Origin of the sequence: Cryobacterium sp. 10I1, assembly GCF_035019805.1 — a bacterium.
Lineage (GTDB): Bacteria > Actinomycetota > Actinomycetes > Actinomycetales > Microbacteriaceae > Cryobacterium > Cryobacterium glucosi.
This window is the reverse complement of sequence record NZ_JASJVF010000002.1, coordinates 61,281-73,958: the sequence shown is the minus strand read 5'-3', so window position 1 is coordinate 73,958 and position 12,678 is coordinate 61,281. Positions and strand designations below refer to the sequence as shown.

Annotated in this window: 8 protein-coding genes and 2 pseudogenes; 3 read left to right on the top strand and 7 right to left on the bottom strand. The window is 60.6% G+C overall.

Annotated elements, in window-relative coordinates:
• The 3 genes and pseudogenes from QN345_RS00850 to QN345_RS00840 form a co-directional block, all read left to right on the top strand.
• Positions 1-169, top strand: a pseudogene (locus QN345_RS00850) (type II secretion system protein F); the annotation flags it as partial.
• Positions 157-1,044: a type II secretion system F family protein gene (locus QN345_RS00845; RefSeq protein WP_323508356.1), complete on the top strand. Its 888-nt coding sequence runs from the start codon at positions 157-159 to the stop codon at positions 1,042-1,044. The pseudogene QN345_RS00850 and the gene QN345_RS00845, both read left to right, overlap by 13 nt.
• 334 nt (positions 1,045-1,378) lie before the next feature.
• Complete coding sequence (locus QN345_RS00840) at positions 1,379-5,329, top strand: ATP-binding protein (protein WP_323508355.1); 3,951 nt, start codon at positions 1,379-1,381, stop codon at positions 5,327-5,329.
• 133 nt (positions 5,330-5,462) lie between these two features.
• Here QN345_RS00840 and QN345_RS00835 read toward each other — a convergent pair whose 3' ends face one another.
• The 7 genes and pseudogenes from QN345_RS00835 to QN345_RS00805 form a co-directional block, all read right to left on the bottom strand.
• Positions 5,463-5,630, bottom strand: a complete 168-nt coding sequence (locus QN345_RS00835) for a hypothetical protein (protein ID WP_166788297.1) — start codon at positions 5,628-5,630, stop codon at positions 5,463-5,465.
• A gap of 45 nt (positions 5,631-5,675) precedes the next feature.
• Positions 5,676-6,212, bottom strand: a complete 537-nt coding sequence (locus tag QN345_RS00830; protein WP_323508354.1) for a hypothetical protein — start codon at positions 6,210-6,212, stop codon at positions 5,676-5,678.
• A gap of 21 nt (positions 6,213-6,233) precedes the next feature.
• The gene (locus QN345_RS00825) at positions 6,234-6,728 is read right to left on the bottom strand and encodes a hypothetical protein (protein ID WP_323508352.1); all 495 of its coding nucleotides are present in this window, start codon (positions 6,726-6,728) and stop codon (positions 6,234-6,236) included.
• 583 nt (positions 6,729-7,311) lie between these two features.
• Positions 7,312-8,820 (bottom strand): annotated as a pseudogene (locus QN345_RS00820) (IS1182 family transposase).
• 204 nt (positions 8,821-9,024) lie between these two features.
• On the bottom strand, positions 9,025-10,248 hold the full coding sequence (locus tag QN345_RS00815; protein ID WP_323508351.1) for an ROK family protein: 1,224 nt from the start codon (positions 10,246-10,248) through the stop codon (positions 9,025-9,027).
• Between the two features lie 83 nt (positions 10,249-10,331).
• The gene (locus QN345_RS00810; RefSeq protein WP_323508350.1) at positions 10,332-11,771 is read right to left on the bottom strand and encodes a glycoside hydrolase family 5 protein; all 1,440 of its coding nucleotides are present in this window, start codon (positions 11,769-11,771) and stop codon (positions 10,332-10,334) included.
• Between the two features lie 6 nt (positions 11,772-11,777).
• The gene (locus QN345_RS00805; RefSeq protein WP_322188704.1) at positions 11,778-12,668 is read right to left on the bottom strand and encodes a carbohydrate ABC transporter permease; all 891 of its coding nucleotides are present in this window, start codon (positions 12,666-12,668) and stop codon (positions 11,778-11,780) included.
• Positions 12,669-12,678: the final 10 nt, after the last annotated feature.

Here is a 12,678-nt window from a genome sequence, read left to right as displayed (position 1 = left end):
ACCCTGGATCGTGCTCCTGTTGTTGTCCTCCCGGCCGGAGGGAGCGGTCGCATACAACACCGGCAGCGGGGTTGCCGTGATCGTCTCCGGACTTGTGGTGTCGGTGATCGCATACCGCCTGATGGTCTTCATCGGCCGCCTGCCCGAGGAACGCCGGTGGTTCCGGTGAGCGCCCCGCTCGCGTGGGGTGTGTTCTTCGGCGCGGTGCTCGGTATCGGGCTCTGGTCGCTCGTGAGCGTCTTCCCCCGGCTCAGCCGGCCCCGCCTGGCCGACCGGTTGGCCCCGTACATCCTGGACGTGTCGCCGGAGGCCCGCGCGTTCGTCGGGCGCACCACCGTCGATCCGATCCCGGTGCTCGGCACCCTGTTCGTGCCGGTCTTCGGCCGGCTTCGACGCGGACTCGCGGCTCTCCTCGGCGGTTCCGACACCGTCGAACGGCGTCTCCGGCAATCGGGGTACCGGCGCAGCCTCGACGAGTTCCGCTCCCAGCAGCTCGTCTGCGCACTCCTGTCCCTGGCCGCCGGCCTCGTCGCGGTCGTGTTCGTCCCCGCCCTGCACGCCCTCCCGGTGCTGGCGGCTGCCGCGATCCCCGTGCTCGTCGGGCTCGGCGGTGCCTTGCTCTGGGATGGGCTCCTGCGCCGAGCCGCACACAGCCGACTCACGAGGATGCGTGCCGAGCTGCCGACCATTCTCGAGTTCCTCACCCTGTCCCTGTCGGCCGGGGAAGGCATCCTCGATGCATTGGCCAGGGTGTCCCGCACGAGCGCGGGGGAGCTGTCCCGCGAATTCGCCGGCGTCGTCGCCGAGGTGCACTCCGGGATCCCGCTCGTCGAGGCCCTCCAGTCACTCGCCAGGTCCCTGCAACTGACGGCGCTGACCCGCTTCGTCGACCAGGTCGGCGGTGCACTCGACCGCGGCACCCCGCTCGCCGAGGTGCTGCGCGCCCAGGCGCAGGACGCCCGCGAAGAGGCGAAGCGCGAGCTCCTCGAGGTCGCGGGGAAGAAAGAGGTCGCGATGCTCGTTCCGACCAGAAGCAAATTGTGATGCAAGTTTTGACTGGTCGGGCCGATAACACAGAAACGCCCCTGCCCTGTCATCGCCAACGGCCTACATTTCAACGAGCGTCGACACGATAACCGCTCCGTCGGGATAAGACAAAGTTTGGTGCGACCCGAAGAGCCCACCGCAGACGATCGGACACCCTTCGCCGCTCGCCGGTCAATAGAACCGGGCGCACATTCCGCTTCGGATGCGTTTACCACTATTGGCGCCATGTGCCGCAGCCGATCGGAGTGCTGAACCACTCCATACGTTAAGTTCAGAGGCGCCAGTGCTGGTGAGGAACAGAGACCGACAATGGGCACCGTATGGTGAGCATATGCTCTTCGATGATTTAGGGGATTCAGCGCGGACGCTCCTCCGCGGACGAGGTCGTGCGATCGGCGGAAGCCTGACCGTGCTTGCGCGCGCGCATGCCAATTCGACTTCACAAGAATTAGCCGAGGCAGTGGCTGGGGCTGGCCGCAGTGAAAAATCCGGCTTAGGGCTTCTTCTAGCTCGTGTTGCATTGGAAGACGCAGTGTCGGCGCGATCGAGAGAACTGTTCAACCGGTTCTTATTCCGCTTTGGGGCTCATCTAAAGACTAGTGTCAGCGAACCGGGCCTATCGGCGGGGCAACGCTTAGTTCTTGCTATCGCTGCAGATGAAGTGTTCGAGGCACTTGCGTCTGCAAGTACCGCGCAGCGTCGCGAGGTATCTGCGATACGACATAGGCTGACCGGGCCGAATATCACGGACACCGAGTGGAATTCCACCCTTGGTGTCGCCAAGGCGGACTTCGACACCATCGTTGACCAGTTCAGCCGAGAACTCGGCGATCGACGCCGTTTGGGCCGCCAAGCCAGTTCGCCTCTGCCTGTTCCCGTATCAACGGTGGTCTCAGAGACTACGATCAAGCCCCATCCCCTCCCGACGTGGTTATCAATATCGTTTCCGAGTTCGCCAGATCCCTTGGTGACCGCCACTGCCAATTGGCATCCGGAGCCCGAAGGTCGCTACGAGGCTACGTCAGTGAGCCGCGCGTGGTCGGCGTTCCGCGAGGGTGAGTACGCCATTGCTCGTGCAGCCCTCGAAGACACACTCGCAAAGCTTGGAACTGATTGGGGGCCAACAAGCAGCGCTGACGCCCTGAGGACGTGGAATTGGATTCGACTTGTCACGGAACTAGCGGCTATCGACAGAGGCGATGTAACCGATGTGCGTCGGTCTTGGACTTCGGCCTGCGGTTTTGTGAAGAAGTGTCTGCCGGATGACGCTGAGTTGATTGACTGCTTTGTGGAAAACGCGATCGGAGACTTCGTCGGCAGCGACCTAGCAAGTATCCGAGCATGGAGCGCATATACGATGCGGCTCGTCTCAGAGCTGGGTCACGAAACCGCGTTGGCACTGTATTCGAACAAAGTGAAGGCTGATGTAAGGGAGGCCTGGGCCGAGTCATTTCGTTTGACTTCGGCCGACTCGAGGAGCACTGCCTCAGCGGCAGCCGTCCTTGTCTCTCGATACCGGCAATCTACCCAGAAGTTGTACTTGGGCGCACGAGATGGCTCAAATCCCGCTCGCGTCCTGCGTGACGCTTCGCACCACTTCGTAGACCTGTTGGACGAAGCTGAGGGAGTCCTATTTTCGGACGCCCTCGAGCTCAGTCAAGACATGGAACGTCTGATCGGCATAGATGGAACTAACCATCGAGATCTTCGAGATCTCGAGGATGCTTTCATTGGGTTCAAGACCACAATCGCCGTCTCAGGCAGCGGCATATTGCAAGACTTCGTGTCGCCCCTCTTACAAGTTTCCATCGCCGAAGTACGCCGAGCTATCGAACGCCTGGGCGACATGAGCAGGCCCGACGTCAAGGTACAGCTTTCCTCGTCGAAGCTTCCGTTCAGTGCCGCTAATGGCTCGACGTATCAGATTCGCTTCGTCCTTACTAACTCAGGCAATGCAACTGCCGAAGGCATTTCTCTCCGCGTCATTGAGCATGAACTGGGCATAGACACCACATCACGCCTAGATTCGCTTGGCCCAGGCTCTGAGGGGGAACTCAGCGTGACCGTCACAGCAACGGGCAGTTCTCAGAAGGCCGTTGCTTTATCGTGCGAACTCCACTGGACTGACGCTCTTCTCCAACAATTCGATGCCGTCCAGCAACTCTCCGCCGAAGACCAAATGCCGGTGGCGTGGGCGGCAAATGATGTCAATCCCTTCAGCCTCGGAACAATTTCTGAACCGGAGCGCTTGGTGGGGCGCGCGGCTGACTTGGCCTCGCTGGACGCGCTGATTGCAGGACGGGCTTCGGCCTATATAACGGGGCACAAACGCGTTGGGAAGACATCCCTCACGCGTGTGTTGCTGCGGTCCGCTCGGGAGAAGAGAGGGTGGGCTGGAAGCGTCCTACCGCTAGGACGCGCTCTTGGTCAGGATCAGACGGCTGGGGACCTCGTCTACGCCTTGCTCGACGAGATCCTTGATGCCGCGCGCGATACCTACGGAGAGGCCATGGACAGTGTCAGCGAGGTAAGGGTTGACGAATCTGGTAACTTCGCGCGGGCGGCTAACCGGTGGCTTAGAGGTACCTCACGCGCTCTCCCGGAAGACGCTCGAGTAATCATTGCCATTGATGATTTCGACGAATTGCCCGCCCATCTCGTCAAGGGACCGCAAGCTGACTCGCTGTTCCTGTTCCTGCGATCGCTCGTGGATGAAGAATGGCTCAACTTGATCGTTGTCGGTAGCGAGATTTTGCCGTCGATCATTCAGGCGCAAGCACACAAGCTCAATCAGGTAGTGCCCGTATCGGTCACTAACTTCTCTTCTCGTTCGTCCACAGCTGAACTGCTTCAATCCCCCACCAGCGGTCGGCTGGAATGGGTTCCAGATGCAATCGACAGAGTCCATTCAATCTGTTCAGGTAACCCGTACTACGAGACGCTCGTCGCCCAACGACTTTGGCAGACTATGCGCGAGTGCTCGCGGTCTGTTGTGACAGCAAGCGACGTAGATGAAGCCGCTAATTCGGTCGCCCGAGACGCTCCAGATTCGCATTTTGTACACCTTTGGGCGGACAGCTCGAACGGTCTCGACCACACTGCTCGATCGGCCATCGTCGCGAGCGCCGTGCTGCGCTCAATAGCTCGTTGTGGGGGTGACGCACTGACGCCGGCTGCGCTGGACGAGGTGATTCATTTGGCTCAAGGTTGGATCCAGACCGCGACTGTTGATGAGTTGAACCAAACCATCGCAACTCTGCGATCACGTGAAGTCGTCCGTTCAGGCCCTTCGGGTGATCGGCTACTGATCAGCATTCCGTTAGTCGGTGTGTGGCTGTTGGGCGCAGGCGGGCGCGTCCTCGATGGCGTCTATTCGACTTCGAAGCACGCGACCGCAACGGTGCGCATGATCACAGACTCAGACCTTGTTGAGCTCGCTCGTCAACTCAGATACCGGGGTGAGCAAGTCACCGAGATCAGAATCAAAGCTTGGCTGGAGCAGTTCGGTGGTAACGATAGACAGTATCTGGCGTACAAGATGCTGCGCCGCATGATCATGGATGGCTTCTTCACATCCACACGCCTACAAGCTGTCGAACTACCGCGGCTGGCGACCGCTGTCGGACAACTCGCAGCAGCTCGAGTGATCGTGAGAGAAGCCAATAACCAGAACCTTCGCAATGCTTTCCTCATAAACCATGGTGTCGCGGGAGACAGCACGCAAGGAACGCTCTCTCTCCTGGCCAAGACTTTGAAGATCAAAAAAGCAAACATCCTGAGAATCCCGGATCTTGGCGATCGGATTAAGAATATCAATACCGAAATCGTGCTATTTCTGCTCGACGACTATTGCGGCACAGGTACACATCTGGCTCGAGAACTCAACTTGCTCGTGGAATTCATTACGGGCATGGGTGAGGAGTGGATCGAGAAGGTCCACATCGTCGTGGGCGCGAGTGTCGTCGCAGACAAAGCGGACTTGCCGACAGCGGACACATCGATTGCTATCGAAACTGTGGGGGGAACGTATTTGGGAGATCGGTTCCGACCGTTCAATCCTGATTCTGGAGTCTTTGACACCGCCAAGGAGCGTGAAGACGCTGAGGAGATGACAGCGTCCATCGGGCGCGCCCTGATGCCGCGCAATCCTCTTGGCTTCGGCGGGCGAGCGCTACTGACGTTGTTCGAATTCAATTGCCCGAACAATGTTGCGCCAATCTTTTGGCAGGTCGGAAACGTCTCCGGCACCCGTTGGACTCCCCTATTCGAGCGCGCGATGTAGCCCGAGATCGATCGATCAAGTCGAGGGCAGTGGTGTTAACGCCAACTGAAAACAGGGCCAGAAAAGCGCCAACGGCCGACTTTTCAACGAGCGTCGACACTGGCCAATGGCCAGGGGCGTTGGATAGAGAAGGCTAGGCAGCTTCGCGTTCTGCGGAGATGATGGTCGGCGCGCTCTTGAATGCTGCGCTAAGCAGTGAGCGCTGGCCCTCCGAGAGAGGCGGTGCCACGGCGAGCTGGCGCAGAGCCCAGGTGGAGAGGGTGGTGGGCATGTGGGCTGAGGTGGTGCGGGGTGATTCCATGCGCTGTACATGCGCGGTTAAGATCTGGCAGAAACGCGTGCCGGATCACATGCCGTATGGATGAGCTACGCGCGAGCGTGCTGTAAGCGATCCGGTGGAGGTGAGCGCTCCCAGACGTCTGAGACTCAACAGCAGATCGATCTCTGTACGCGGGTCGATGACTATTAGCGATCGGCTCGGCCGCGGCGGCTCCCAGTCCAAAGCCTTGATCACCGGATGAACGACGACCAGCCGCATTCGTCCTCCTGTCCAAGGCTCCGAGGACGGCACCACGCACCGCGGCTCGGTGAGCCTTTGCAATGCAGAATCCTCCTCGGCCCACTGCGACCAGGTGCCGGCGGCCGATCCTTCTGCCAGCGCACGAGCCTGATACTCGGTGGCGACGTCGCACGCGTAGGCGTAGCGGTTCTGCCGTAGGAGGTCAGCCCAGGAACCGCCCTCGACGATCGTTTCTGCGCGCCCGAGCTCCCCGTAGCCTTCGATGAACGAAGCGAGCAGACCGCCGGTGCTTACGCTCAGACGAAGCTCGCCGCCAGTTATCTCGCCGCACGCCCAGAAGGATCCACGTATCTTTTCGCTCATGGATAGTGCATGCGCGGTGTCCTAGTACCGCAGACGCTCCCGCACGAATCCGGGCGCAAGCTCGCCGTCGGACAGCCAGTCGATCATCACTGTCAGCGGAATGCTGAGCGGTGACAGCGCCTGGCCTGGCTGCACCATTAGAAATAGATCAGGGTCGGAGTGGATATTGAAGAGCGGCCTGGACGCCCCGCCAGCCACCCCAATCCGCCAGAGGTTCTCAATTCCCTCTGCAGGGTGCCAGCCGAGCTCCACGGTTAGTGCCCGGCTCGAACCAAGGCACTGAGCGAACCAACTGGGGTAGGGATGACCCGGTTCGCTGATCCGCTCTACGATCAGGAAATTCCAGTCGACTCCGGTACCCACCATCGACACCAATTTTTCGAGAAGTATCCATGACCCCATAGGCGACCACCCGCCACCAGAGTTCATCCACTGGTACTTCGCCGGCATGGGCTCCTCACAGGCCAACAGATCGAGGCTGAGACTTAGGTCCTGGTCGCGCAGATGCTGTGGCATACCGGGTTCATGCGCGGGTGCGTCGCTCGCCGGACAGGCCCGCGCATGGAGCGGGTATGAGAAAACGAGAGCTGCGCCCCGAGTACTGCCCGCGGTGCCGATACCTTCTGGTCGGTGCGGACACTTACCCAGCCTTCGGCAACTGCCTGATTTGCAAGGTCAGCCCGGGCTGGGCCTACCGGGCGCACGGATTCGATGACGACCCAAACCGCTACAGCGACGCCCGAAGAATCCGCCGACGTGTCCGCTCGGTGGAGCTCATTGCTCGTCTCCGTGGAGTCCCAGCAACGCAGCAGCGCTCTTGAGCCACCGGCCGATCAGTCGTCCGTGGCGCCCGACTGACGGTATCTCGCTTCGATCTCCGCTTGGGTGGCCTCTAGGAGCGTGAGTCTGTAACGCCTATTCAGTCTTGACGGCGAGAAATTCCGGTCAGGACGGTCGGGGTCGGTTGTGCGTTGCTGGCGAGATGATCAATGACTTTGGCTCTGCATTTGTTCTTGTGCCGAGCGAAAAAAGGGCCAGTGTCCCGTTGACGGCGCAGGCCGGGGCGCTGTCGCCCGTCTGGGCGGTCCCGCCCTGGTGTTTAGGTTGCCGGGCGGGCTGTCAGGGCGCTTTGCGCGGCCTGGAGGGCTGTGGTTTGCATGGTGTGGAGCTTCATCAGGTTGTGGCAGGCGGCGATCAGGTCCCATTCGTGGGCTGCTTGCTCCAACCCGCGGAGCAGGACGAACTTGCCCTGCCGGGTGTGGATCTGACCGAACACGGGCTCCACGATCGCTTTGCGCCTGGCGTAAACGGCGCGCCCCTTCTTCGTTTTCAGTTTCCGCGCCATGCGTTCCCGGAGTGTTGCATTGGCGGGGATTCGGCCCCGGGGAACCTCGGGAACACGCTCGCCGTGCTTGACCCGGCCTGTCGCGATGAAAAACTCCGTCCTGCTGTCCCCGGCCGTCTCAATGGTCTTGGCGTAGTCCAGGTTCGCTGCTGAACAATACCCGGCATCGGCTAGGATCTGCTGGGGCAGGACCCCGGTCGTGGTGTGCAGTTTCTCGACCATCGGCACGACCTGTTCAACATCCACGCCGATATTCGTCAGCATCGTCGCGACGATCACTTGATGGTCCGCGTCAACGATGGCCTGCGCGTTATAGGCGTAGTGGAAGGACCCGTCGGCGGTCTTCATGATCCGGGCGTCCGGGTCGGTGAAATTGCGTTGAGCCTTCGGGGAAACGACCGCGTTCTTCGCCGCGGCCTCACCCTTCTGCGCCACGGCGTCGTCATCCTCGCCCTTGTCCCGGGCTTTCTTCTCGGCCTCTTTCCGCGCCCGGGCGGCCGCGTCAGCCTCTAACGCGGCGCGCGCCTCAGCCAGTTTCACCAGACGCGACTCCCGCCGCGCGAGCTCCGGCGGGAGTTCGTCGCCGCGTTTGTCTTTCCCGAACCGGGCATCCTCGGCGTCATCGATGGCGTCCGCGTCAGCCAGCAGGGCGGAGACCTCGTCGGCGAGGACTTTCTGCTTCTCCGTCAGGCGGGCGTAACTCATCGCCTTCCGCCTGGACGCATTGGCGCGAACCTTCGTGCCGTCCAACGCGACCTGCCCCAGCGACACCATCCCCGCCGCACGACACAATTCCAACGCCTGCAGGAACACATTCCCCAAACTCGACAGGTGGCGTTTGCGGAACCGGGCAATGGAGCGAAAATCCGGTGCTTGCTGCGCGGCCAACCAGCGAAACGCGACCACATCCACGCACACCCGTTCCAACTCCCGCGACGAGCGCACACCAACGCAATACCCATACAGCAGGACCCGGACTATCAGGCGCGGGTCATACGGCGGCTGACCCTTCGACTTCGCATAAGACGCGTAGAACTTCTTCAAGTCCAGCTGGGTTTCGACGATGTCCGCGATGAAACGAGAGAGGTGATGCTGCGGCAATCACTCATCCAACGATGGCGGCACCAACATCACCGCCGCCGGCTCAAACGCCCGAAAACGTTTGTTCACACCCGCGCCAGCCTCAACACCGTCATCCACAACCAGCTCAACGTGCTCAAGTTCCGTCGCCGGGAACAGCCCATCCGAATCGCTCATGGTCAATTTTCCCAAACCAATGCACTTGGCTCGGGAACTCGACCGGCGTTTTAAATTTAGGTACTACTGACCCACGCTCCTAGAGTTAGCTAGACGAACGATCGAGAAGACACCAAGTGTTCGCCCGATACATCCGGGGACATTCGTTCGTGCGGGTTCGTGTCACGCTGTGGTGCGGAGGTCTGTCGCTGACTGCCTGATGGGTCGCGACTATCCGTTGGGGGACTGGATGAGAGCTTCGATTGGCATCAACGCCGACCCGAGCGCCACCGTGTCTCCGCCGAAGCTGGAGGTGTGAAGTGTGAACTGGCTCCCGGGACGTGCCAGGGCGCTTGTTCGGATCGACTCCTCGATTCGTGGCCGCAGGCTTTCCATTAGTCGGTTCCCGACCCAACCTCCGACAACCACGCGTTCCGGGTTGGTCAGGTTGACCATGCTCCCGAGGGCTGCGCCAAGGGTGTCGACGATGCTCGTGACGATCACGCCGGCTGCTTTATCCCCTTTTTCTGCAGTGTCGAGAAGGTCGCCTAGAGCACGCCAGCCGGTGCCTTCGAACTGGCCTCCGGCGGCTTCCCATTCGGCAAGGATTGCGTCTGCGCCAAGGTACGCTTCCACGCATCCCCTGCTGCCGCAACGGCACAGTCGGCCGTTGACTTGTACCTTGGTGTGCCCCCACTCGCCTGCGCTTCCTGCTGCCCCATGGGTTAGTGCCCCGTCGGTGATGATTCCCAGTCCGACACCGCGACCGAGGAGAGCAACTAAGGCGTGATTGACGCCGCGGGCCGCGCCGAACCAGAGTTCTGCTTTGGTTTGTGCTTTGGCGCCGTTGTCGGCGAACACTGGGAGGTCACCGCGGATGAGCTCCGAAATGGGTATTGCAGGCCAGCCGAGGCTTTGGGCGTAGAGCACTTGAACGCCGTCTGCTTCGGTCTCTACCAGGCCGGGCAGTCCGAGTCCGATCCCGAGCAGGCGGTCCCATCGGTGGGGATTTCGGAGATGGAGGGCGAATACGGCCTGATTCAGGTCATCGACGATGCTGGCGGCGGTTTCGGGCTCTGCTCCGCCGCTGAATTCACGGTCGACGCGGTTCATCCGGAAGTCAAAGAGTTCGACGGCGACTCCACGTTCGCCGACGTCGACGCCGAGCGTGTAGGCACTGTCCGCGCGAGGGGCCAAGAGGGAGATCGGCCGCCCGCCGTGGGAGGACACCAACCCGGTTTCCTCGACGAGTCCCTCTCCGGTCAGTTCAGTGACCATGTTGGTTGCGGATGCCATCGAGAGGCCGCAGTCGCTGGCTAGTGCCGCTCGAGTGGTTTCGCCAGCGAGGATGATCTGCTTGAGTACGGCTCCCTTGTTGCGCTGCCGGAGCGACGTCACTGTTGATGCACCCGCCGAGGAGCGGGCAGGTCGGCGGGTGTTTGGGTCGACGCTCATGGTGGTCCGACGATACCAATGATGGAGCTGGTCTGGGTCTTCGGCTCGCCTCGCGAAGCCCGTTGCGGTGTTCACCTCTGCACCTACTCGGCTTCGAGGTCGAGGCTGATAAGCCGGGCAGGTGTGTTCACACGCACGGCCAGGTGGTCCTGTTCCCAGGTCACGGCGAATGAGGATGGGTCGTCGGCGTTGATCGTCCACGTCGAGGGTGGCGCTTCCAATGGGAACCTCATGACTGCCCCCGGGCGAAGCTCAATGTGTGGCACTTCCGCATCCTTGTATGGTTCGCCGGCGGTGTGGTGCCACAGACCATCGATCTCAGCTGTCGGTGAAAACCGGGTGGGTGCTGCCGCATCGGCCTCAATATATCCCCAGGCTGGAATACGAAGTGGTTGACGGCCAAATAACGCGTTCACAACGTCGGGGCGAACGGAGCAGTTGAGGAGAGCAATGCGGTGTAGCAGCTCATTGAGAACGTGCTGGGCAGCTTCGGGGTCGAGAGTTACCTCCGGGTCCGCGATCAAATCCCAGTCGGCGGGTGGGCTCACTGATATCGGGGACGTGTCGGTGTCGAGTTTCTTCCATGGCCAGAAGTTCCAGCCGATATTGTGCTGCTCATACAGGCGGGTCGCCGAATAGATCCATTCCGGGGTGTTCTCGCCTCCCTCGCCCATGTAGATCGGCAACCCGAGCCGGTCACGGGCTTCCAAATATTCGGCAATGCTGGACCGTTCGGGCGGGCACCAATAACGATGGAATTGAAGGGCAGAGTTCGGGTCGATGACCTCCGTAAATATGGACCAATTTGTTGCCCAGTGCGAGCCCTCGTAGACGATGAGGTGATAAGGGTCGATCTCACGGATCGCAGCTGTGAGCTCCCGGTAGAAATCGACGAGCTCGTCAGCGTAAATGTGTTGCCATTCGTTCGGCAGGGGTTCATTAAGCAGGTCGTAGCCGAGGACACTCGTCCGGTCGCGGTATCGGCGGGCGAGTTTTCGCCATAATTTCACTGTTTGCCTGCGATAGCGGTCATCCATGAACAGTTCGGGCTTCAGGTTAGGGGAATCGTCGATATTCGTTCCAGTTTGTCCGCCCGGTGCTCCGTGCAGATCGAGCAAAATCCACAGGTTGTGCCGCTCGCACCACTGGATTGCCCGGTCGATGAGAATGAATCCGGTTTCGATCCAGTTGCCGCTGTCGTCCATGAGGCCGCGCGAGTTGATCGGCAGCCGGACATGGTCAAAGCCGAGTTCGGCGATGCGTTGGATGTCCGCTTCGGTGATGAACGCGTCGCGGTAGCGGGCCCAGAACTCGAGTGCCCGTTCCGCGCCGAGGAGGTCGGTAATACGTGCCTCGATCTGCCGCGGTGAGCTCATCTCATCGCCGAACTTCCACATGTAGCCTTCGGCGAGCAGCCAGTTTCCAAGGCCGATACCGTGAAGCAGGAGCGGGGCACCGGTGCCGTCGACCAACTCCGCCTTGTGAGCGTGAACGTATCCGTTGAAGCGGGTGGGGTTTGTCATGTTGTCCTATTTCAGTCCGGAAAGGGAGAATCCTTGAACGACGTAGCGTTGGAAGACTACGAAGATGATGAGGATCGGGACCACCATCAGCGTCGCGGCTGCCATTTGCAGGGAGGGATTCGTCGCGATCTGCTGATTCAGAAGCGCGATACCAACGGAGAGGGTGTAAAGGTGTTCGTCGTTGGCGATGATCAAGGGCCAGAGGAAGCTGTTCCAGCTGGCGATGAACGTCAGAATGACTTGGACCGCCAAGATCGGTTTCGACAGTGGTAGCACGATTTGTAGGAAGACCCTGAACTCTCCGGCTCCGTCAATGCGTGCCGCTTCCATCATTTCCGAGGGAATGGTCGTCATGAACTGCCGGAAGAGGAAGACACTGAATCCACTAACCAGGGTGGGGAGGGCAATCCCGACGATGGTGTTGGTGAGTTTCATACCGTTCAAGATGAGGTACGTGGGAATCATCGTCACCTGAACTGGGATCATCATGGTCACTAGGACAAGGAAGAAGAGCGCGTCGCGCCCGCGGAATGTAAATTTCGCGAAGCCGTAACCGGCCATGGCCATGAGCAGGAGCCCGATCATGCTGATCAGGACAAGCCCGATGGTATTGAGCAGGTACCGGCCGAAGTCGAGGTCCTGGAAGAGTTGGACGAAGAACTCGAAGGTGGGTTTCTGCGGCAGGATCCTTGGCGGGTACGCCACGCTTTCGCTGCGGGGTTTCAGTGACGAGGTCAACATCCAGATGAACGGGAACGCGGTGGCCAGCGCACCAAGCCCCAGCACGATGCCGACGATGATGGTCAGCCGATTGGCGTGACTGCGCGACTTGCGCTTGGCCGGTCGCGGGTTGCACGCCGCCTGCTCATGCTGGACGGGCGATGTTGCTTTGGTCATGGGGGGTTGG